16 protein-coding genes are annotated in these 22,071 nt (G+C 62.1%); 11 read left to right on the forward strand and 5 right to left on the reverse strand.

What is annotated here, in order from left to right; genetic code table 11:
• Positions 1 to 84 precede the first annotated feature (84 nt).
• The 7 genes from clpB (at position 85) to HMPREF1155_RS03100 (ending at position 10,783) form a co-directional block, all read left to right on the forward strand.
• A complete protein-coding gene (clpB, locus tag HMPREF1155_RS03075) occupies positions 85 to 2,760 on the forward strand; it encodes an ATP-dependent chaperone ClpB (RefSeq protein WP_009077175.1) in 2,676 nt (891 codons plus the stop codon).
• 289 nt (positions 2,761 to 3,049) lie between these two features.
• Positions 3,050 to 3,358 carry a hypothetical protein gene (locus HMPREF1155_RS03080; protein ID WP_009077482.1) on the forward strand — a complete coding sequence of 103 codons (309 nt, stop codon included), beginning with the start codon at positions 3,050 to 3,052 and terminating at the stop codon, positions 3,356 to 3,358.
• A gap of 12 nt (positions 3,359 to 3,370) precedes the next feature.
• A complete protein-coding gene (locus HMPREF1155_RS09090) occupies positions 3,371 to 3,484 on the forward strand; it encodes a helix-turn-helix transcriptional regulator (protein ID WP_009077166.1) in 114 nt (37 codons plus the stop codon).
• A gap of 1,013 nt (positions 3,485 to 4,497) precedes the next feature.
• Positions 4,498 to 5,595 carry a site-specific integrase gene (locus HMPREF1155_RS03085; RefSeq protein WP_009077194.1) on the forward strand — a complete coding sequence of 366 codons (1,098 nt, stop codon included), beginning with the start codon at positions 4,498 to 4,500 and terminating at the stop codon, positions 5,593 to 5,595.
• A 77-nt stretch (positions 5,596 to 5,672) separates the two neighbouring features.
• Entirely contained in the window at positions 5,673 to 7,337 is a 1,665-nt protein-coding gene (locus tag HMPREF1155_RS03090; RefSeq protein ID WP_009077383.1) for an NlpC/P60 family protein, read from the forward strand.
• Between the two features lie 267 nt (positions 7,338 to 7,604).
• Positions 7,605 to 7,931, forward strand: coding sequence for a metal-sensing transcriptional repressor (locus HMPREF1155_RS03095; protein ID WP_009077192.1), 327 nt, complete (start codon positions 7,605 to 7,607; stop codon positions 7,929 to 7,931).
• Positions 7,932 to 8,047: 116 nt separating this feature from the next.
• The gene (locus tag HMPREF1155_RS03100; RefSeq protein ID WP_009077336.1) at positions 8,048 to 10,783 is read left to right on the forward strand and encodes a heavy metal translocating P-type ATPase; all 2,736 of its coding nucleotides are present in this window, start codon (positions 8,048 to 8,050) and stop codon (positions 10,781 to 10,783) included.
• A 192-nt stretch (positions 10,784 to 10,975) separates the two neighbouring features.
• Here HMPREF1155_RS03100 and HMPREF1155_RS03105 read toward each other — a convergent pair whose 3' ends face one another.
• The 5 genes from HMPREF1155_RS03105 to HMPREF1155_RS03125 all read right to left on the reverse strand — a co-directional run bounded on the left by HMPREF1155_RS03105 (position 10,976) and on the right by HMPREF1155_RS03125 (position 16,513).
• Positions 10,976 to 12,151, reverse strand: a complete 1,176-nt coding sequence (locus HMPREF1155_RS03105) for a lysylphosphatidylglycerol synthase transmembrane domain-containing protein (RefSeq protein WP_009077474.1) — start codon at positions 12,149 to 12,151, stop codon at positions 10,976 to 10,978.
• Positions 12,152 to 12,182: 31 nt separating this feature from the next.
• Positions 12,183 to 13,256, reverse strand: coding sequence for a glycosyltransferase family 2 protein (locus tag HMPREF1155_RS03110; RefSeq protein WP_238319074.1), 1,074 nt, complete (start codon positions 13,254 to 13,256; stop codon positions 12,183 to 12,185).
• 233 nt (positions 13,257 to 13,489) lie between these two features.
• Entirely contained in the window at positions 13,490 to 14,449 is a 960-nt protein-coding gene (locus HMPREF1155_RS03115) for a DMT family transporter (protein WP_009077209.1), read from the reverse strand.
• Positions 14,450 to 14,461: 12 nt separating this feature from the next.
• A complete protein-coding gene (locus HMPREF1155_RS03120; RefSeq protein ID WP_006362334.1) occupies positions 14,462 to 15,667 on the reverse strand; it encodes a diphosphate--fructose-6-phosphate 1-phosphotransferase in 1,206 nt (401 codons plus the stop codon).
• 186 nt (positions 15,668 to 15,853) lie between these two features.
• Entirely contained in the window at positions 15,854 to 16,513 is a 660-nt protein-coding gene (locus HMPREF1155_RS03125) for an HAD family phosphatase (protein WP_009077229.1), read from the reverse strand.
• Positions 16,514 to 16,800: 287 nt separating this feature from the next.
• Between HMPREF1155_RS03125 and HMPREF1155_RS03130 the strand changes: the two genes are divergently transcribed.
• The 4 genes from HMPREF1155_RS03130 to HMPREF1155_RS03150 all read left to right on the forward strand — a co-directional run bounded on the left by HMPREF1155_RS03130 (position 16,801) and on the right by HMPREF1155_RS03150 (position 22,028).
• Positions 16,801 to 17,442, forward strand: coding sequence for an NUDIX hydrolase (locus HMPREF1155_RS03130; protein WP_304411936.1), 642 nt, complete (start codon positions 16,801 to 16,803; stop codon positions 17,440 to 17,442).
• Positions 17,443 to 18,624, forward strand: a complete 1,182-nt coding sequence (locus tag HMPREF1155_RS03135) for a class I SAM-dependent methyltransferase (protein WP_009077457.1) — start codon at positions 17,443 to 17,445, stop codon at positions 18,622 to 18,624.
• Positions 18,625 to 18,938: 314 nt separating this feature from the next.
• Positions 18,939 to 21,431: a molybdopterin-dependent oxidoreductase gene (locus HMPREF1155_RS03145; RefSeq protein ID WP_009077512.1), complete on the forward strand. Its 2,493-nt coding sequence runs from the start codon at positions 18,939 to 18,941 to the stop codon at positions 21,429 to 21,431.
• Between the two features lie 12 nt (positions 21,432 to 21,443).
• The gene (locus HMPREF1155_RS03150) at positions 21,444 to 22,028 is read left to right on the forward strand and encodes a 4Fe-4S dicluster domain-containing protein (protein WP_009077420.1); all 585 of its coding nucleotides are present in this window, start codon (positions 21,444 to 21,446) and stop codon (positions 22,026 to 22,028) included.
• Positions 22,029 to 22,071 lie beyond the last annotated feature (43 nt).

Below are 22,071 nucleotides of genomic sequence, written 5' to 3' on the forward strand. Positions count from 1 at the left end.
GTGGCCGTTCGCATATGCCGCATGGTCTGAGCATGTGCGGCATCGTTGCAGGTTAGAAGATATGTCAAAAGGAGGCGTTCGATCATGAGATTGGACAAGCTCGCTATTACCGCCCAGGAGGCGTTCCAGAGCGCGATGGGCATCGCAGGCGATGCCGATACGCAACAGGTCGATTCCATCCACCTGCTGAAGGCCCTGCTCGATTCCGGAGAAAACAACCTTTCCGCCATCGTCAAGCGCGTGGGGGCCGACCCCGAGCAGCTGAAGATCAACGTCAACACGGCGATCGAGAACGGTCCGAAGGTCACGGGCGGCGTCATGGGGATGCCCATGCCCACCCAGAACCTTCTGAAGGTGCTGGACAATGCCGTGAAGATCGCGGAGAAGATGGGAGACAGCTACGCGACGAGCGAGCACTTGCTCATCGCGCTGGCCGACGACAAGGGCCAGGCCGGCAAGATCCTCAACATGGCGGGCGTCACGCATAAGAGCGTGGAAGAGGCCTACGACGATCTGCGCGGCGACGCGCGCGTGACGGATCAGTCGAGCAAGCTCGAGCTCGATGCGCTCAACACCTACGGCCAGAACCTGACGCAGATGGCGCGCGAGGGCAAGCTCGACCCGGTCATCGGGCGCTCGGACGAGATCCGCCGCACGATCCAGGTGCTTTCCCGCCGCACCAAGAACAACCCCGTGCTCATCGGCGAGCCGGGCGTCGGCAAGACGGCCATCGTCGAAGGCCTTGCCCAGCGCATCGTTGCGGGCGACGTGCCCACGAGCTTGAAGGATCGCGACCTCATCGCGCTTGATCTTGGGCAGATGGTGGCGGGCGCGAAGTACCGCGGCGAGTTCGAAGACCGCTTGAAGGCCGTGCTCTCCGAGGTCAAGCAGTCGGCGGGGCGCATCATCCTGTTCATCGACGAGCTGCACACCATCGTCGGTGCGGGTTCCACGGGCGACAGCTCGATGGACGCGGGCAATATGCTCAAGCCGGCCCTCGCGCGCGGCGAGCTCCATGCCATCGGCGCCACGACGCTCGATGAGTACCGCAAGTACATCGAAAAGGACGCGGCCCTCGAGCGCCGCTTTCAGCAGGTGTTCATCGGCGAGCCGACGGTGGAGGACACCATCGCCATCCTGCGCGGGCTCAAAGAGAAGTACGAGATCCACCATGGCGTGCGCATCACCGATTCGGCGATCGTCGCGGCGGCCGAGCTTTCGAACCGCTATATCTCCGACAGGTTCCTTCCCGACAAGGCGATCGATCTGATGGACGAGGCGGCAAGCCGTCTGCGCATCGAGATCGATTCCATGCCGCAGGAAATCGACCAGGCCGAGCGCAAGTACACGCAGATGCAGATCGAAGAGCAGGCCCTCATGAAGGAAGAGGATGCGGCATCTCAGGAGCGTCTGGAGGAGCTGCGTCGCCAGATGGCCACGTCGAAGGAGTGGCTGGATGCGCGCAAGGCCGAATGGCGTAACGAGAAGGACGTGATCGAAAGCGTCCAGCGCCTGAAGACCGAGATCGACCAGGCGCATACCGAAGAGGAGCAGGCGACGCGCGAGGGCGATCTGTCCAGGGCGTCCGAGATCCGCTATGCGCGCATTCCCGACCTGCAGCGCCGGCTCGCCGAGGCCGAAACCGCGGTGGCGGCGAAGCAGGGCGACGGCGCGATTCTTAAGGAAGAGGTCTCCGAAGAGGAGATCGCCGAGGTCGTGAGCGCATGGACCGGCATCCCCGTCACGAAGATGATGCAGGGCGAGATGGCCAAGCTGATCGATCTCGAAGACCGTCTGCATGAGCGCGTCATCGGCCAGGACGAGGCCGTGCACGCGGTCGCGGGCGCCATTCGCCGCAACCGTGCCGGGCTTTCCGATCCGAATCGCCCCATCGGCAGCTTCCTGTTCCTCGGCCCGACCGGCGTCGGCAAGACCGAGCTTGCCAAGGCGCTTGCGGAATACCTGTTCGATACCGAGAAGGCCATGGTGCGCATCGACATGTCCGAGTACATGGAGAAGTTCAGCGTCCAGCGTCTGATCGGGGCGCCTCCGGGATACGTGGGCTACGACGAGGGCGGGCAGCTGACCGAGGCGGTGCGCCGCAGGCCGTACACCGTGGTGCTGCTCGACGAGATCGAGAAGGCCCACCAGGATGTGTTCAACGTGCTGCTGCAGGTTCTGGACGACGGCCGGCTGACCGACGGCCAGGGCCGCGAGGTCAGCTTCAAGAACGCGATCATCATCATGACGTCGAACGTGGGCAGCCAGTCGATCCGCGAGTACAGCGCGCGCGAGGCCGAGGAGTCCATGGGCAAGATGGTCGAAGACATGATGCAGGCCGACGTGAGCACCGCCGCCCAGCGGCTGGCCGAGCTTCACCGCAAGATCAACGAGTCGCTGAGCCAGACCTTCAGGCCCGAGTTCCTGAACCGTATCGACGACGTGATCACGTTCAACGGGCTGTCGTCGCAGGAAATGGAGCCCATCGTCAGGCTTCAGCTCAAGGCTGTGCGCGAGCGTCTTGAGGATCGTCGCATCACGCTCGACGTGACGCCTGCCGCCATCGAACAGCTCGCGATCGACGGGTTCGATCCGGTGTACGGCGCCCGTCCGCTCAAGCGTTTGATCCAGCGCGAGGTGGTCGACCGCATCGCGAACATGATCATCGCAGGCGACGTGCTCGAGGGCGCGAAGGTGACCATAGACGCGGATATCGCCGAAGGCTATGTCTGCGAAGTAGAACCGCCTGCGGTGGATTAGGGGGGGTTCGAATGCTGCGGCCGCACCTAGGAGGGGTTGGCCGGCCGCGCGTTCGAGAACCTTCGACCGGCGTCGTTGGCGGTTGATGCCGTCGGAGGCTGATGTCGTCGTCCTTCGGATGCTTACAGCAGGAAACGGGCCGCGGCTTGAGCCGCAGCCCGTTTCTCACATAAGGTTCGATCTGTATGACGAGGGCGACATGAGGGACCCGGCCGCATCCCCGTTTCTCCGAGGGATTCGATCTGTAATCGACTCAGGTTCCGAGGGGGTTCGAACGGCGCGGCCGCGCATGGGAGGGGTCGGCGCGCTCGCGGGCCACGCCATGAATACCGAGACGGAGCCGCTCTGGCTGTCATGCGGCATGGTTGCGGTGCTGGTGGTGTTCGTCGCCGTGAATTTGATCGTGCTGAAGGAGTTCAGCTTTCAAAAGACGATCGACGGCGTACGGCCCCTGAAGGAGCTGTCGACCCTTCCTGAAGGTGCGACCTTCGATATGGCGGGTTCGTGCGCCGTCCTTGCATCGGATTGCGGACTCACGCCGCGCGAGCACGAGATCATGGGATACCTCGCGCGTGGGCGCAACGCGGCGTATGTTTAGGAGAAGCTGGTCTTGTCGCGCAATACGGTGAAGACCCATGTGGCGAACATCTATGCGAAGCTCGGCGTCCATTCCCAACAGGAGCTCATCGACATGGTCGAGAATGCGGCGCCTTTGAACGGATAGCGGGTCGTAACAGGTCGCTGCGAGCCTTAGTAACGAGCCATGGCGAGCTGCAGTGCGTAACGAGTTGCGGCGAGTTGCAGCAGGCTGTCGTACGAGCCATGGCGATCCGCAACGGGTTGTCGCGAATTGCGCGGCGAGCTGCCTCAACGAGCCGCTGCGACGAGCGTCCTGCTCTAGCGAGCCGCCGTAACGAGTCGCGGCGAGCGGATGACATCCCGCATCTGGCGAGTTGCCTTCGGCATCAGGCGTTATAACGATTTGCCGTAACGAGCCGCTGCATTGACAGGGCATACCGAGCATGAAGATTCGCATGCCGCAAGGACACTGACAATCGGAATCGCTCGTTGGCGTCTTGGCTATGCCGTGCCGACAAGGTAATCGAGTCGGTGCGGCAATCCTTTAAAAGCTTCGAAAGGAGAGAGAGAAAAAAAAAGGGGGGGGTATAGCCCCTTTTCGACCATCGAATTCGATGCTGATGACAAAAAATCGCTGCTTAGAGAATCTCGGGCACTAGTTTTGTTGTATTCACAACGAAAATGCCCCCAATGAGATGAAATTAAGTTGTCATTACAACATATGTGCTGAAAATATACCCCTATAGGGTATACTAAGCTTTGATATTTTGGCAGTAGAGAGGTTTTCACTTTTCACCCCCCCACCTATCGTCCCTATCGTTGACGCCCGCCCGCTCTTCGCCGCCACCCGGCCCACTGCCGCTTATCGTCGCCGCTCGCCGCTGCCTGCCATCTACCGTCGACAAATGCTTCTTTTCATATCCTTGGCGCTCGGCTTACGTGCGGTCCTCATAGAGCAGTGTGACAGGATGGGCCGCGGAGCATAGGTATGTTGTGGTTCTGAACTGGGGAAATCAAGGTAACATACGACTTCGATCGCTCCTGGCGGACGCCGTGCGCCGCGATTCCCTGGATACGGGAAGCCTTGCGTCCTTGTATCGGCCGTCTTCTCCTAGGATGGGGATGCCCGCTTCCCGCGCGTATGGAAGGAGACCAGGTATGGGTTCAGCAGGTATCGTCAATCACAGCGTATGCATGTCGGAACAGACGAACTTCGGCGATCGACTCATATGCGACTACATCGACTTCTTCGTAAGCATGAAGGAACGCAGCGGCGTCATCGAACGGTCGACCGTGCGGGACTATCACGCGGTGGCAAGGCTCATCGTGCGTTATATCGGCACCTGCACCGTTTCCGACGTGGAAGTGATGGCCGTCAGCGATTGGATGGCGTCGATGGTCAAAGACGGCTATGCCCCGAAGACGTGCAGCAAGGCGTTCCGTCTGTTGAGCCAGGCGTTGAAGTTCGCCGTCGGCCAAGGAGCGATCGACAAGAACCCCTGCGACTTCTGCAAGCCTCCCAAGCAGATGCGATCGCGCTTCATCGCCTTGGATCGTGCGGAAAGATCTCGGATGCTCTATCTGGCCAGGCAGGACGATAGCCCTCTCGGTTTCGCGATCGAGATCGCCCTGACGACAGGCATGCGGAGGGGCGAGGTGTGCGCTCTGAAGTGGTCGGATTTTTCAAGCCGAGGAACCCTCACCGTCCGCAGGGCGCTTGGCAACGCCGAGGGAGGGTTCTACATCAAGGAGCCCAAGTCGTTGAGCGGCATTCGCACCATTCCTCTGGCGAGCGACACGAACGAGGCCCTTGGAAGGCTGAAGGGTGCATTTTTAGAAGCGAATCGGAGCGAGGGCGGCGCTTCCGCGGACGGTTATATCGTCGGTGCGGGCGAATCGGGGGATCAACCTTATAACCCTGATCGACTGGGCAGGGATTTCGCTCAATTCTGCCGCGACAACGGTTTCGAATGCACATTTCGGGATTTGCGCCATACCTTCGCGACGTTCATGGTCGGCGCGGGCGTGGACGTCCGTACCGTGGCGAGCCTTCTCGGGCATGCGAACGTCGCGATGACGCTGAATATCTATGCAGAGGCCGATCCGGAGGCGAAGCGCCGGGCGGCAGGCGCGATAGAGCGTGCATTCGATGACGCGGCCTGGCAAAGGAAGGCGTTGACGGCTTTGGCATCCGAAGCCGGATTAAAGGTTGACGGAGCAGGCCCGTGCCTTCGCGCGGGTTTTTCTGTAAGTTAGCGTCGAGGCATTCTAGGTTTCTTCAGCGCCGCGGCGATGTCGGCGATTGGACGGCATATCCAGGTTGGGGAGGGTATATGGTTCCGCGTATATGGAGGATCTCGGCCGCGCTCTTCATTGCGGCGGTTGCGTTGGTTCTCGTGGCAGCCTATACGGTGGTCGCGTCTGCGGATACCGATAATGCGGCGGTCTCCCCGACCGAGGTCGCGGCTCCTGCGGCGGATGAAGATCCGGATACCGCCGAGGCACCTGCGGCGACCGACGGCCAGAAGGCTGCGGCGGATGATGCGTCTGACGAAAAGGCTGGCCAGCCGGAGGGGAACGCGACGGCCGATTCAGACGGGGACGCGACGGCTCCGGATAATGGGCCTTCGAACGGCGGCGCTGTTCCTGATGATGAGAAGAAGCCCGCCGACGATCCCGTCGCGCAGAAGCCTTCATCCGACGAGGGATCGACGGAAAAGGATCCTGCGCCTGGCAACGGAGCTTCGGATGAGAAGAAGCCTGCGCCCGAGGGCGATTCCGGGGGCGGTGCGAGCTCCGATGCCCAGCCGCAGACTCCGTCTCAAGATCCTGCCGAGCCGTCGGAACCCACGGATCAGCCCGACACCTCCATTGCCGAAGAATCTGGAGACGAATCGGTGGATACGCACGGGGCCGGCGGGTGCTCGGAGCGGGGCGAAGCGACCGATGGCCAGCACGAAGGTTCGCGCGTGTCCGAGACATGGAATATCGATTATGCCGTTCCGTCATGGGCGACGTCGGGAAACGTCGACTTGCGGGGCAGCCTTTCGACCGCTTGGGAGATGCGGTTGCTTGAAATAGGTCTCGAGAAGGATGCGGAGTCCGTTCGATTCCTTGCGGCAACCCGTATTATGCCGGGCTTTCGCGACGCGCGTATCGCGGGCGAGCGCGATGTCCTCGCGATTTACGCGGTCATGCGCGGCGAGACCGACGGCTTTCCTTACGGCGTCACGATAGATTCCGCCGCCGACGCCGAACTCCTCGGCAGCGTCTACTGGGCTGCGAACCGCGTCACTGCATCGCCCTCGGGCGGACTGAAAGCGGAAATGCTGGGCCTCTCCGAGACGGGCAAGTCGCTGGGGCTTTCCGACGAAGAGATAGCTCGTGCGCAGAATCTGTCCGATGCGGATACCGGTGCCGGGGTCGGCACGATGCTGGAGGGCGCGATCTCTTCGAAACTCACGGAAGACGAGCTTTCGGCCATCGATGCACGTATTCCTGACGGGATTTCCTATGGCCGCAGGGCGGTTCTCGAAGCTGCTCTGTCCCTCGAGGGCAAGGTGGATTATTTCTGGGGAGGCAAGAGCCGGGCGGTCGGCTGGAACGACAGCTGGGGAAGCCCGGGTATCGTCGCGAGCGCGGGAAGCACGGCCACCGGTTCGATCGAGCCCATAGGACTTGACTGCTCCGGCTTCGTCGAGTGGGCCTTCGTGAATGCGGCGGGCGATCCCGCTGCAGCGCGCTACATCGGGACGGGAACCTCCGAGCAGATCGGGAATTCCTATCCTGTCAAGTGGAACGAAGTCAAACCAGGCGACCTTCTCTTCCTGGCGGGAACGAACGCAGGAGCCCTCAATCACGTGGGCATCGTGCTCAGCGTGAATGACGACGGCACGCCGCGGGAAGTGGTGCATTGCTCGGGTTCGGCCGATAACGTCGTCGTGACCGGTCCTAATGTGTTCTCCATCGCACGAAGGCCGTACGTGTACGGGGAATAGCCATCCCGACAGCCGCCGGCGTCGAGCCCTTCTTCGTCAAGGCCGTGCGTGCCTGGCGGCGGCGTGGTGCGCACATGCTCCCGGCAGCGTGCCGCGCGTACGCCTCTCGGCAACGTCTTCGGCTCCCATGGCGTGTCAAAAGCCCCTGCCGCCTATCGACCTGCGACGCAGGCCGCTTCTCCGTGTCGTTCCCATGAATGCCTTGCGATGGGAGTATAGTGTGCATATACCCCCATGGGGTAACGACGACGTAGATGGAGAACACGCATGGCCGATGAAGAAGAAAACGCTGCAAGCACCCATGCATGCGGGTGCCGACATAAAGACACCGAGCGGAGCCTTGAGTTCCAAGAGGATCTCAAGAAGCGGTTGAATCGTGCGATCGGCCAGCTCAATGGCGTGAAGAATATGATCGACGACAACCGCTACTGCGGCGACGTGCTGATGCAGCTCGCGGCCGCAGAGGCCGCCGTGCGGCGCGTATCGGAGCTCGTCCTGCACGATCATCTGGAAACCTGCGTCGTCGAGCAGGTCAAAGCCGGCAATACGGACGTGCTCGACGAGGTCATGGACCTCATACGCACGTTCAAATAACCGCGGCCCGCCGGCACCTACGGCCTGCCGACGATCCCTTCGCTGCAGCGAGCGAATCGTCAGGCGCACCGATTCGGTCGGGGCCGTCTCGTCGGTCAAGAGGAAGAAGGCAGGATATGAAGCAGACGTTCGATGTGACGGGCATGTCGTGCGCAGCCTGCTCGGCACGCGTCGATACCTGCACGCGCGCCGTCGAAGGCGTGGCCGACGTGTCCGTGAATCTGCTGAAGAACAGCATGGAAGTCGAATACGCCCCGGATCTTTCGCCCGAGGACGTCGCGCGCATCAACGAGCGCATCGCCGCTTCGGTCGACAAGGCGGGCTACGGGGCCGAGCCTCGGCGCAAGGCTTCTGCGTCCGCGTCGACCGGCGGGAAGAGCACCGCGCAGCTTGCGCACGAGGCCGCGACCACGCGCGCCGCTGCCGAGGAAAAGCGCATGCGCATGCGCCTCATTACCTCGCTCGTCTTCTGCATTCCCTTGTTCTACCTGGCCATGGGCCATATGATGGGCTGGCCTCTTCCGAGCGTCTTCCTTGGCCGCGAGCATATGATGGTCACGGCCCTGGCCGAGCTCGTCTTGGTCGCCCCGATCATCTTCGTCGATTTCAAGTTCTTCAGCAACGGATTCAAAAGCCTGTTCCACCGTGCTCCCAACATGGATTCGCTCATCGGGCTCGGCGCGGCGGCATCCACCGGTTACAGCATCTGGAAGATGTTCGTCATGGCCGCTTCCCTGGGCGCAGGCGATCTGGAGGCCGCGCACGATGCCTTCATGGGGCTCTATTTCGACTCGGCGGGCATGATCTTGACGCTGATCACGCTGGGGAAGTATTTCGAAGCCCGTGCGAAAGGCCGCACGACCGACGCCGTGAGCAAGCTCATGGACCTTGCACCCAAGACGGCCACGGTTTTGAAAGGCGGCGTTGAAGAGGTCGTCCCTGTCGAGCAGGTCCGCATAGGCGATGTGCTCGTGGTGCGTGCGGGCGAAGGCGTGCCTCTCGACGGCGTGGTGATCGAAGGCAGCGCTTCCCTTGACGAGAGCGCCCTCACCGGCGAAAGCGTGCCGGTGGACAAGGCTGCGGGCGACGAGGTCACGGGTGCGACCTTGAACGTCGCGGGATACTTCACGATGGAGGTCCGCCGCACCGGCGATGACACGGTCCTTGCGGGCATCATCGCGCTCGTCGACGAAGCTACCGGGTCGAAGGCGCCGATCCAGAATACGGCGGACAAGATCGCCGGTGTCTTCGTGCCTGTCGTGATTGGATTCGCGGCGCTCGTTCTCTTCGTCTGGATCATGCTGGCCGCTCCGTTTTCCAGTGCGCTCAACTTCGCTATCAGCGTGCTCGTCATCTCCTGCCCCTGCGCGCTCGGCCTGGCCACCCCGACGGCCGTCATGGTCGGCACGGGGCGCGGCGCCACGCATGGCATCCTCATCAAATCGGCCGAATCGCTCGAGATCGCGGGCACCGTGCGGACGGTCGTGCTCGATAAGACGGGAACCATCACGGTCGGCCGTCCGAGCGTGCAGGCCTTCCTGACATCCGAAGGCGTGGAAGTCGAAGAGGCGCTGCGCACGATCGCCGCCATCGAGCAGCGTTCCGAGCATCCGCTCGGCAAGGCGGTGGTCGCATATGCTGCCGAGAAGGGCATCGACGCATCCGGCGTAGATGTCGACGATTTCGCGCAGGTGCCGGGCCAGGGCGTGCGTGCACAGATCGGATCGGCGTCATGTCTGGTGGGAAACCTTGCGATGATGCATGCGCATGATGTTCCGGTCGAAGGTTTCGCCGCTCGTGCGGCATCGTTCGCCGACGAGGGCGCGACCCCGTTGTTCTTCGCGCGCGGAGGACGCCTGGAGGCCGTCGTCGCGCTTGCCGACATCATCAAGCCGACGAGCGCCCGCGCGATTCGGGAGCTTTCCGCCATGGGCATCCGCACCGTGATGCTGACCGGGGATAACGAACGCACCGCCGCCGCCATCCAGCGCCAGGCGGGCGTCGACGAGGTCATCGCCGGCGTGCTTCCCCAGGACAAGGCCGCGGAAATCGCGCGCCTTGCCGATCAAGGCCGAGTCGCCATGGTCGGCGACGGCGTGAACGATGCGCCCGCTCTCGCCCGCGCCGATGTGGGCATCGCCATCGGAGCGGGAACCGACATCGCGATCGAGTCGGCCGACATCGTGCTCATGCGCAGCGATCTCATGGATGTGCCCGCCGCCATCCAGCTTTCCCGGCGGACGCTTCGCACGATCAAGCAGAACCTGTTCTGGGCGCTCATCTACAACGTGATCTGCATCCCTATCGCCGCCGGATTCTTCAGCTGGGCAGGGCTGACCATCAATCCGATGATCGGCGCCGCGGCCATGAGCGTGAGTTCGGTGACCGTCGTCGGCAACGCCCTGCGTCTGCGCAGGTGGAAACCGCGCTTTACCGATCAGGCGCCGCAGTCGTCCCCGCATGCCGAGGATGCGCGTATGCAGGGACGCGTGGGTGATGCCGTCGCTTCAGGCGAGGAATCGACCGAAACCGACGCGATTCGAGCATCGATGGATGGTGAGGCCCGGGTATCGGCGGGCAATGCGGTCGTTCAGAAACGCGCAGGCGACGAACCTGCGCACGAATCGGAAGGAAAGGAACCTCTCATGGAAAAGACCCTGAACGTCGAAGGCATGATGTGCCAGCACTGCGTCGCCCATGTGACGAAGGCGCTCGAGAAGGTGGAGGGCGTCGCGTCGGTCGACGTCAGCTTGGAAGAAAACCGCGCTACCGTCGCCCTTTCCGCCGATGTCTCCGATCAGGTTCTCATCGACGCCGTCGTCGATGCCGGATACGAGGCGACGGTCGCCTAGGATCCAGATCGCCTAGGATCCGGCTCGCCCGGAATCAGGCGCACGCCGTTCACGAGGAGCCGGTCCGTTCTTCCGGGGCCGGTCGGCTATCTGCGAATGGCCGATGTGGCTTCCGGAGCCAGTCGGTCGCCTGCGCGCAGCAGATACGGTTCGCGAGGAACCTGCCCTGGCACCGGCCCCTCGGGCTCCTCGTTAGTTTTCGGGGTCTTCGACCTTCAGATCTTTGAAGGCCGCACGAACGTCCTGCCGGACGATGATGCGCGAGAGACGGCTTTCGGGGTTATTGATCAGGACCGTCAGCCACATGCCGAGGACAATAGGCAGGTAGAAGGTGTACAGGCGCCAGATGAAGGTGGAAAGCGCCACGAGCGAACTGCTTGAATACACGGACGAGAAGAACGCCACGTAACTTCCTTCGGCGGCTCCCATCGCGCCGGGCAGCGGCACGAACGACGAGATCATGTACACGAAGGCCTGGTAGGTGATGACGGTCAGGATGTCGCTTCCGGTTTCCCCGAAGCCTAGATAAATGGCGAAGGATATCGAAAAGAACACGGTGAGCTGCACGAACGTGACTCCTGATACCTTGAGGAGCAGCTTCGGCTCGTGCAGGAGGAACGAAACGCCATCGTAGGCCTCGTCCATGGAATGCAGCGCGCGCTCCTTGGTGCGTTCGGGATGCCTTACGATCCTGATCTTCGCCAGAATGCCGATGACCCACAGCGCGAGCCGTGTGGTCGACTTGCGCGCGAACGCGAGCGCAAGCAGGGCGGCCACGAGTCCGATGCCTCCGACGAACCCGACGACGACAAGCGCCATAAGTGCGTCTATCTGCGACGATATGCGATTGAAGTGCAGTGCGAGCACAATGAACGAATAGAGCGTCACGGTCGTCTGGTAGACGATGAAGCGGCAGAGCAGCATAGGCATGGCATCGGAGAGCGGAAGCCCCAGACGGCGGTAGTAATAGGCCTGCATGGGCTGACCGCCGCTCGAAAGCGGCGTGATGCCGTTGAAATACTGCCCGATGATCGTGACGACGTTCGTCTTGAGGAACGAAAACCCCGGATGCAGTTTGTTGACCAGTATCTGCATGCAGAGGGATTCGAGCAGCCAGTAGACGGCCATTCCCGCGAACGCGACGAGCAGGAACCAATAGTTGAACCGGCGTACCGCTTCGAGCGTCTTAGGGCCTTCATCGGCGATGAAAAGGTATCCGAACAGCATCACGAAGGCCAGCGCGATGAGGATGGCGTTGAAACGGCGGCCGGTGATGCGCGGCGGCTCGGAAGGGAAATCCGTGCGGGAAGAGCCCTGCCTCGCGCCCGATGAGGACCTTGCGTTGTCTTCTGTGCGTCTCGCGTTCACGAATGCCCGGCCTTTGTCGAAAGCTTGCCGCCTAGGCAAACTTGTATTTCCTCTGCGCGTACGAGAATACCGCGACGGCGGCCTTGCGGAACAAGGCGGTGCGCCGGTTCGCAAGGCCGGCGAGCGACCGTGCGACGCGCGCGTGCAGGGCGGGGTTGGTTCGCTTCATGTACGCCCAGAGCTCGCGGTTCTTTGCGATCGCCTCAGGGGTTCCGATCATGAACAGGTGGATGGTCGATACGCTCATCATGGCCGATACGTAGCGCGCGTAGAGTTCCGCCATCGGCGGGTCCTGCTGCTTGAGGCGGTTGAAATCGTGATCGCCGATGCAGAGGCGCGTGGCCAGAAGCTGCTGGTCGATGCGCTTCTTCACCGTTTCGATGCCGATGGACTGGTCTTCGCGACCGATCAGGTAATGGTAGACGTCCGCATTGACGTAGTAGAGCCGCTTCACGAGCGGCAGAGGATGCAGCATGAGGTAGCCGTCCATGTAACAGACGTTCGTGGGAAGGGTCACGCCGCTTTCGCGCAGAAGATCGGTCCGGTACCAGGTTGCGTGGACCATGATGTACTGGTCGATGCGCGGCTTCCCGAATTCTTCCCATCCGAAGGGCCGGTCTTGCGGCATGAGGCCGTCGTAGCGGATGGCGTGCTTCGTCCCATCCGTCACATGGTCGTAGACGAAGTTCGAGAACACGAGGTCGAAGGCGGTCTCGGGCGTGGCATGGGCTTTAAGCACGTCGAGGACCCGATTGAATGCGGGAACGTCGAGCCAGTCATCCGAATCGACCACCTTGAAATACGTCCCGCGCGCGCAGGCGAGCCCGTTGTTGATGCCGCCGCCCCATCCGGCGTTCTTCTGATCGATGACGCGGATGGAATCGGGATATGCCGTTTCGTATTCGCGGGCGATGGCCAGTGTCGCATCGGTGGAGCCGTCGTTCACGATGATGGCTTCGCAGCAATCGAGGGCGGGCACGAGAGAATCGATGCAGGTGCGCATGTAGGCGGCCGAGTTATAGCAGGGTACGACGAACGAGACGATCGGGCGGGTCGAAGGCGCGGCCGGCATGCCGGATGCGGCCGTCGCTGCATATGTATGCACCACGCGCCCCTCCGTATCCTGATGCGTTCGCGTTTCGGTCGTTCGGGGGGAACCGCATGCGGTGGTCTGGGATGATGAGATGCGCCCCCGAAGCATCGATTCATTCTATAGAAAATGTCGCGGCTATGGGCAAGGCAAGGCGGTATTCGTGGATAGCCATAGAACTTTTGCGCATCCGTTACCCGCGCGTGAGGTTGCGAAGGATGGGCTCGACGGCATTCCCGCGCCATCCATCAGGCGATGGCATTCTTGTCCGGAGCATTCCGTTCGGGGGTCTTTCTCATGCGCGCAAGCTCGGGGATCTGGGTCATGGCGATGCCGGCGAGCACGAAGGCGACGCCGAGGACTTTGAGCGGCGTCGCCGATTCTCCGAGCACGAGGACGGCGAGCAGAATGCCGACGGGCAGCTCGCTCGATGCCATGATGGTCGTAAGGCCTGCCGGAAGATGCTTCGTGGCGATTCCGAGCAGCACGATGGGCAGCAGCTGCCCGACGAGCCCGAGCGAAAAGCCCGGAAGGGCGATGCCGTGCGCGAGGGCTCCGGACGTGAAGAAGGCGGGGCAGAAGATGAACGCAGGAATCATCGTGCCTATGTTCACGAACAGGCCGCGCACGGCCCAGTTCGTGAAGACGCCCATCCGTCCGTTGAGAAAGAGGTTCGCGGTGTAGCAGGCGGCCGTTCCTACGCCTGCGACAAAGCCGACGATGCTGAGGGCGCCGATGCCTTCGTCGGCGAGACCGCTTCCAAGATACGCTCCTGCCAGCACGAACACCGTCGCTACGAGCTCGACGGGCTTGGGAGGCCTACGGGCGAGGATGGCTTCGAGCGCGATTCCCATCCAGACGAATTGGAAGAGCAGCGTGAGCGCCATGCTCGCGGACACGAGCGAAAGCGTAAATGTGTAGAGCAGCGTGACCGAGCAGGTGATCAGGCCGAGCGTGACGAGCCTGAGCGCTTCGCGCAGGTCTATGCGCGTGCCCGGCGCCTTTCGCGCGACCGCTCCGGCTGCGGCGGCGGCGAACAGGACGAGCCCGAAGAGGCACTGGGCGAACGTCGTCTGCTGCCACGTGAAGCCGCTTGCCTCGGCCGCCTTGATGATCGGAGGCGATGCCGCATAGCATGCTCCCGCCAGAAACACGATGGCGGCGTAGAAGGCGGTGGGACGGGTTCGAGACCGCGGCTCTTCGTGCACGCTCGAGCGACCTTAGCGCTTGTTGAAGGGGACGAGCGTCGCCGGACGGCCGCCCTCGAAGACGAGCTTGGGCTCTCCTTCGATGAGCGGGCGGAAGTAGTCGAGCGCTTCTTCGGTCACGCCCTGGTAATCGGGCAGGATCCATTCGGCGGGGAAGTTCCTGACGGCGTTCGCGAATTCGCTTGCGGGGCCGGCGAAGAACTCGGCGTTATACGCTCCGTCGGCGGAGGCGCGGCGGATGCCGACGACCTTGCCGGTGAACGACGGGTCGGCTGAGCGCATATGCGCGCTCATGCCCAGTTCGAACGCTTCGGTCACGTCCACGAGGCTTTGCGCGAAGTTGCTGGAGCGCGCGGCGCGCGATAGGTCCTGCACCACGCCGCGGGGCGCGATGCCCGAATCGAGGATGATCTGCTTGAGCGCCTGGCCCGCGCCGCCGAGCACGGCGTGCGAAAAGCCGTCGTTGGCGGCCTTGCCTGCGGCGATGTAGGTGCCGTCGGCATAGTGGGCGCCTTCGCTCACCACGATGTAGCATTCGCCTTTGAGCGCCATCTTCTTCTGAACCTGGTTGAGGAACGCCTTGGCGTCGAAGTCGACCTCCGGCAGGACCAGCAAGTCGACGTCGCCCGAAACGCAGCAGCTCGCGGCCAGCCAGCCGGCGTCGCGCCCCATGGTTTCGAGGATGAAGACTTCGGGACGGGTGTAGGCGGCGTAATCGAGATAGGTGGCATGCGTGATTTCGATGGCGACTTTGGCGGCGCTCGGGAAGCCGGGGCAGTGGTCGACGGGGACAAGGTCGTTGTCGACCGTCTTGGGGATGCCGATGAAGCGCTTGGAAATACCGTTGGCCTGGGCCCATTCGGACAGGGCGTCCACGGTGTCCATCGAATCGTTGCCGCCGATGTAGAACATCGCGTCGATGCCGTGTTCATCCATGACTTCCACCAGGCGCTTGTAGTCCTTGTCATCGCCGCGCTTGAGCTTGTAGCGGCAGGTGCCCAGGGCGCTCGAAGGAGTCTGCTTGAGGATGTCGATATCGCGGCCGGAAAGATCGGTCAGGTCGTACAGGGATCCGTCAAGGACGCCTTCGATGCCGTGGATGCCGCCGAAGACGCGGTCGTACACGGGATTGAGCTGGTTGGCGCGTATGACGCCGGCGAGGCTGGCATTGATGACGGCGGTGGGGCCGCCCGACTGCGCGACGAGGCAGTTGCTCATGGTTGGTCTCCTCTATGGATTCGATGCGGTGCGCGCCGCCTGCCCGAGGGGAGACGGCTGCGTGTTCGTGCCCAAGGCACGTGCCATTATACGGCGTTGCGGCCGCGTGCGGGATGCTTGCGGAAACCCTCCGCATTGCTGCCGGGTTTCATGCCGGAAGGTCGAGTCGTTGGAAAGAGAGGCGGCTCAGAACAGCCCGACGAAGCTCGCGATCGTGGCATCCGAGAGCCGGATGATCTGCTCGCGTTCCCGCTCGGCGGCAGGGTCGAGCACGCCGATGATAGGGAATCCCGCACGCTTCGCCGTCTCTATGGCATGGAGGGAATCTTCCATGACGACGGTCTGAGAGAGGGGCGTACCCAGACGTTTGCGCGAGAGGTTGAAGATACGCGGATCGTTCTTGTCGGAGCCGACGGTTCCGCAGGTGTGCAGGAAGCCGAAGCGGTTCCAGACGCCGAGCCGCTCAAGCGCGGCGCGCGCCAGGTCGTAGTCGGTGGCCGTGGCGATGCCCATGGGGATGCCGTTGCCGTCCAGCGCGTCGAGCATCTCGCGCACGCCGGGCTTGAGGGGGATGAGTTCGCGATAGGGGCGTTCGATGCCGGCGACGATGCCGGAAATCACCTCTTCGACGGGCTCTTCAAGGCCGTAGGCTTCCTTCATGTAGGCGGCGGAGCCTTCGAGCGTGCGACGTTTGAATTGCGCGCGGATATCAGGAGCGGGCGTCTTGCCTCGGGAACGCAGGTAATCTTCGCCAAGATTTTCCCAATAGGGCATGGAATCGAAGAGCGTGCCATCAAGGTCGAAGATGATGCCGCGGACGTCTATAGGCAGGTCGGCGATGCGCATGGGGCTCCTTCTATGCGGGTGCGTGCGGAAGATTGTACGGCATCGCGTCGCAGTGGCGCCCGAGAGCTTTTTCATGCCTCATCATTCAATTTGATGCATCAAACTTCCAGCTGATGATGCATCAAATTACGATTGCCGTGCACGGCGTCATCCGCGTCGGGGGTTCGAGCCTGTCGGCGGCCCGCGCGATCATAGCTTCTTCGCACGGCCGCGTTGCCGTCGGCCGATCGGCGTTCGTGGGTGATAATGGCGGGAAAGCGAATCGATGCGAGGAGGCGTGCGTGCGCATGGAATTCAAGGGCGGGGAAACGCCGCGGCTCATGAAGGCGGATCTGCTGAGTCCTGGCTGGCTGAATAAATTCGACCTGCATTTCGAGCTGCCTGACGGAAGCGTGCATACCTATGAGACGGTGTCGCGCAAGAAGGATGCCGTCTATCGCGCCGCTCTTGACGCTGCCGCTGCGGGCGAGGATGTTGCGGGAGACGGCGATGCCGTCTGCATCGTCGGCGTGACGCGCGCAGGCGCCTTCGTGCTGACCCGGGAATTCCGATGTCCCGTGAATGCATGGACGATCGCGTTTCCCGCCGGCCTTGTTGAGCCGGGCGAGGACATCCTGGAGGCCGCCGATCGCGAGCTTCGGGAAGAGACCGGCTATGCGTTCGTGCGCGAGGCCGACGGCACGCCGACACGGGCATTCAGGTTCGCGCATCCCGGGTTTTCGACGCTTGGCGTGACCGACGAAAGCGTGGCCTTGGTGTTCGCGCTGGTGGAAAAGGCGGGAGAGCCTTGCACCGAGCCGACCGAGTTCATCGAGGCGTTCGAGCTTGCGCGTGCGGACATTCCGTCGTTTCTTGACGCATGCGCCGATCCGATGTGCGTGCGTACGCAGATCGTGCTTGGCATGACGGCATTCGGGCTGGTGGGGTAAATGACGGAGAAAAGAACCAGGGAAACGGCCGGTACCGCGCAGGACGGCAGGGGGATCGGCGGCCTTGAAAGCCCCGACGGCACCGCATCGAGCACCGATGTATTCGCTCATGATGCCGCTCTCGAATGCCCGGTGCCGCGCATCGGCGAGATCGTCGTGCCCGACCCTTCGACAGGGCGGGATGCGAAGGTGCCTGTATGCGACAAAGGCGCCGATCAGTTCGCTGCCCGTCTGCGCAAGGTCGCCAAGGAGCGTCGCAAGTGGGCCGCCAAGTCGGGGGTGTCGTGCTATCGAATCTACGACGCCGACCTGCCTGATTTCTCGGTGGCGATCGATCGATACGACGGCGTGCGGCAGAGCGCGGGCGAAAGCTACGTGGTGGTGGCCGAATATCAGGCGCCGAAGACGATCGACCCTGTACGTGCCCAGGCGCGTTTCGCTGACGTGATGAGCATCGTGCCGGTTGCGCTGGGCGTTCCGGCCGAGCATGTGTTCGCCAAGACGCGCAGGCACGAGCGCGGCGGCGGGCAGTATGTCGATCAGCAGAAGGAAAGCTGCGTGGCCTACACGCAGGAGGCAGGCCATGTATTCGAGGTCGATCTGGGAAGCTATCTGGACACCGGCATCTTCCTCGATCATCGCGACACGCGCGTCATGGTGGGGAAGATGGCAGCGGGCACGCGGTTCCTGAACCTGTTCGCCTATACGGGCACGGCGACGGTGCATGCGGCCGCGGGCGGTGCGAAGGCTACGACGACCGTCGACCTTTCTCAGACCTATCTTGCATGGGCACGGAAGAATATGGCGTTGAACGGGTTCGATGGGCCCGAGCATCGATTCGTGAGAGCCGACGTGCTGCGTTGGATCGAAGAGGAATGCATGCGCGGCGGGGTGTACGATCTGATCTTCGTCGATCCGCCGACGTTTTCGAATTCCAAGGCCATGGGGAAGAGCACATGGAGCGTGCAGCGCGACCATGTGCGCCTGCTCGCATATGCGGTGCGCATGCTGGCGCCGGGCGGCGCGGTCGTGTTCAGCTGCAACCTGCGCAATTTCCGCCCCGATCTCGAGGGGCTGGCACGTGCCGGCGTGGCGCTGGAGGACATTACGAAGCGGACCATCCCGCACGATTTCGAGCGCAATCCGCGCATCCATTGCTGCTACATCGCGACCAGGGCGTAAAGACGCTTGAGCCCGGCGTGTCGCGAGGCTTTTCATTAGAAAGGGCCTCGCGACAAGAGGCTGCTGTCCAGGAAATCTTCGGGCAGGTTCTGCATCGTCGTCCAGACGCGTGTCTTCATGATCCCAACCAGGCCTGACGGAAAATCGTAAAAACCGCAATCCTCTTGAAGGCGTTCTCCGCGGCTCTCATAGTGAGGCTTGACGTACAGGGGGAGGGACGTCGTGAAACGGGCAAGGGTTGCCAATCGGTTGAAGGCCGCCCTATGCGGACGCTTCTCTTCCCCTTCATCAAGTTCGAGGGTAAGGGGGTACCAATGTCTCGAAACACAGAGGGTGGGTCGAAGTCTCTGCGGCGTCGAAGCTTCCTGAAGCTGGCGGGCGCGGCCGGTATCGGAGCCATCGCTCCATCGGTGCTTACGGCCTGTTCCGCAGGATCCGACCAGGAGAAGGCGCCGGCGACCGGCATGGCGCAGCCCGACCACGACAGGGTCGCGCGATGCACCTGCGCGCCGAATTGCGTGGGCAGCTGCGGCATCAACGCGTTCGTGAAGGACGACACGATCATCAAGGTCGAGCCGGCGGACTTTCCCGACACGAACTATAATCGCATCTGCCTGGGCGGCATTTCGAATGCGATGCAGCGCGTGTATTCGCCTGACAGGGTGAAGTACCCCATGAAGCGCATAGGCGAGCGCGGCGCGGGGGAATGGCAGCGCATCTCGTGGGATGAGGCAATCGACCTCATTTACGAGAAGATGAGCTACAACATCGAGCATTACGGCCCCACCGCGAATTCCTGGTTCACGATGGTGGGCAATTACGGCATCATTCCCCAATGCTATTCGGCCATGATGGCCAACACCTACGATGGAACCCAGTGGACCAACTTCGGCATCATGGGCGACCTTGGCTGCAATATGGGCTGGATGCCGACCATGGGCATACAGCAGGACTCCGCGGGCTGGGAAGACATGGTGGGTTCTAAGTCCATCATCATGTTCGGTTGCAATTATGCAGAGACGAACAAGCAGGAGATGCACTTCGTCTTCGATGCCCAGGAGGCCGGCGCCCGTCTGATCGTCGTTGATCCCCGCTTCTCGAGAACGGCGGCGAAAGCGGACTGGTGGGTTCCCATCCGTCCCGGCACCGATGCCGCCTTGATGATGTCCATGATGCATTGCATCATCAAGGACGAGGCATACGACAGCGACTACATCAGGACGTATACCAACGGCGCTTTCCTTGTGGATCCCGAAACCCGCAAACTTGCGAAGTCGGGTGCGAACTATCTTGTGTGGGATGCGTCTGCGAAATCCGTGGCCGAGGTCGCGCCTCTCGACGACGCGCTGAAGCCCGCCTACCCGTCGGTGACCGTTCAAGGCGAGGTCCCTGCAGCGTGCGAGGTTCCCAAGAACGCGGCTCTCACGGGCAGCTACGAGGTCGAGCTCGATGGCGTGAAACGCAGCCTCGTTCCGGCTTTCCAGCTCATCGTCGACTCGGTCAAGGACTACGATCCCGAATCGGCAAGCGCGATATGCGAGGTGCCTGCCGAGGACATCGTCGAGCTCGCGCGCATCTACGTCGAGGAGACGCCGAGCAAGCTGCAGATCAGCCAGGGAACGAATCGATACTGGAACGGGCATCTTCCCACGCGCGCAGCCATTCAGATGGCGGCTATAACCGGCAACGTGGGAAAGCCCCACGCGAACGTCAACTGGGCGGGAGGCACCCTCATGCGCATCCTGTTCAGCGTGAATCCCGAAGGAGTCGTTCCTCGTCCCGGTCATGCAGCGACCCCTCTTCCAGGCACGCAGTGGATGGATCTCGTGGCGAGCCAGCAGCCGCATCCGGTCAAGCTCGTCTGGTTCAACAATTACGGATGGGGCTCGCAGATGCCCGAAGGCGTGAAGATGATCGAAGACGTATTGCCTCAGCTCGATTTCATCATCACGTCCGAGCAGATGATGAACGGAGGGGCCGACCTTTCCGACCTCGTGCTTCCCATAACCTCGTATTACGAGGAGCCGTGCGAGGTCATCAGCTCCTGGTCGAATTTCTACCTTCAGATGAGGAAGCAGGTCATTCCCCCGCTGTACGAAGCGAAGACCGATTACGAAGTGGGGCAGATGCTCGCCGAGCGCTTCGGGATCAAGGACGAGACCTCGTGGAAGCATGACGTGAAGGATTGGTTGCGCAAGTTCGCCATCGAAGGAAACGCCGCTCCCGAGTTCAATACCGTAAGTTTCGACGAGCTTGAAGAGAAGCAGGTCGTACGCGCGAATTTCGACGACCCGTATATCCCCTTCACGAGCCAGCGCTATGCGACCCCGTCGGGCAAACTGGAGATCTACACCGAAGGCCTGACCGATTTCGGCGAGGAGATCGCCACCTACTACGAGCCCATAGAAAGCAACCGCAAGAAGATGGCGGGGGATTATCCGCTGACTTTCATGAACGCGCGCACCGTGTACACCACCCATGGGCAGCACGTGAATCTGCCGTGGATCCGCGAGGTCATCCCCGAGCCGTGGATAGAGATCTCCGCCTACGATGCGCACGAGCGCGACATACGGACGGGGGATATGGTGCGCGTCTTCAACGAACGCGGGTCGTACAAGGTGAAGGCTCTGGTGACCGAAGAGATCAAGCCGGGCTGCGTGAACCAGCGCCAGGGCTGGTGGCCGAGGGATTTCCCCGAAGGGCACTACAGAGATCTGCTTCAGATGGAGCTCAATCCGGTACAGGATGCGATCTTCGAAACGAACTTCGCTCCGTACGACAATCTGGTCGAAATCGAGAAGGCATAGGAGGTGCGAGGGATGACTACGTACGCTTTCGCAATCAACCTGCATCGTTGCGTCGGATGCCGCACCTGCACCATAAGCTGCAAGATGGAAAACAAGGTAGCCGACGACCTGCAGAGGATTCGTGTGCTGAACGCGGAAGGCACCACGGTGCTCGATACGCCGACGGGATCGTACCCGAAGCTTGAATTCATGTGGCGCCCCGTGCCATGCCAGCATTGCGATACGCCGAGCTGCATAGAGGTGTGCCCCGTGGGTGCCACGTCGAAGCGCGAAGATGGCGTGGTCGTGGTTGATAAAGATATCTGCATCGGCTGCGCATCGTGCGTATCGGCCTGCCCGTACGATGCTCGTGCAATCGATGCCGATGCGGGCGTGGCAGACAAATGCGAGATGTGCGTCCACCGTCTGTCCAACGGCGTGGAAACCACCATGTGCCAGCTGTGCTGCCCGAATCGCGCAATCGTCGTGGGCGATCTGGACGATCCGGAATCCGAGGTCTCCAAGATCGTTTCCGGCAAGGACGTGGAGCGCTATCTGGAACACGAAGGCACGGCGCCGAACGTCTATTACTGGCGATCCGTTCCCACCTCCCGATAGGGTATTCGGCCAGCGGAATGCCGGCAGCGCTTCGGCATTCCGC

The sequence above is a fragment of the Slackia sp. CM382 genome, from assembly GCF_000293015.1.
Lineage (GTDB): Bacteria > Actinomycetota > Coriobacteriia > Coriobacteriales > Eggerthellaceae > Slackia > Slackia exigua.

Excerpts from the sequence above, each read along its gene's own strand:
- HMPREF1155_RS03095 (WP_009077192.1), top strand. The coding sequence starts at position 7,605 with ATGGCCGATGAAGAAGAAAACGCTGCAAGCACCCATGCATGCGGGTGC.
- HMPREF1155_RS03085 (WP_009077194.1), top strand. The coding sequence starts at position 4,498 with ATGGGTTCAGCAGGTATCGTCAATCACAGCGTATGCATGTCGGAACAG.
- HMPREF1155_RS03090 (WP_009077383.1), top strand. The coding sequence starts at position 5,673 with ATGGTTCCGCGTATATGGAGGATCTCGGCCGCGCTCTTCATTGCGGCG.
- clpB (WP_009077175.1), top strand. The coding sequence starts at position 85 with ATGAGATTGGACAAGCTCGCTATTACCGCCCAGGAGGCGTTCCAGAGC.
- HMPREF1155_RS03080 (WP_009077482.1), top strand. The coding sequence starts at position 3,050 with ATGGGAGGGGTCGGCGCGCTCGCGGGCCACGCCATGAATACCGAGACG.
- HMPREF1155_RS03150 (WP_009077420.1), top strand. The coding sequence starts at position 21,444 with ATGACTACGTACGCTTTCGCAATCAACCTGCATCGTTGCGTCGGATGC.
- HMPREF1155_RS03135 (WP_009077457.1), top strand. The coding sequence starts at position 17,443 with ATGACGGAGAAAAGAACCAGGGAAACGGCCGGTACCGCGCAGGACGGC.
- HMPREF1155_RS03130 (WP_304411936.1), top strand. The coding sequence starts at position 16,801 with ATGGAATTCAAGGGCGGGGAAACGCCGCGGCTCATGAAGGCGGATCTG.
- HMPREF1155_RS03100 (WP_009077336.1), top strand. The coding sequence starts at position 8,048 with ATGAAGCAGACGTTCGATGTGACGGGCATGTCGTGCGCAGCCTGCTCG.
- HMPREF1155_RS03125 (WP_009077229.1), bottom strand. The coding sequence starts at position 16,513 with ATGCGCATCGCCGACCTGCCTATAGACGTCCGCGGCATCATCTTCGAC.
- HMPREF1155_RS03145 (WP_009077512.1), top strand. The coding sequence starts at position 18,939 with ATGTCTCGAAACACAGAGGGTGGGTCGAAGTCTCTGCGGCGTCGAAGC.
- HMPREF1155_RS03120 (WP_006362334.1), bottom strand. The coding sequence starts at position 15,667 with ATGAGCAACTGCCTCGTCGCGCAGTCGGGCGGCCCCACCGCCGTCATC.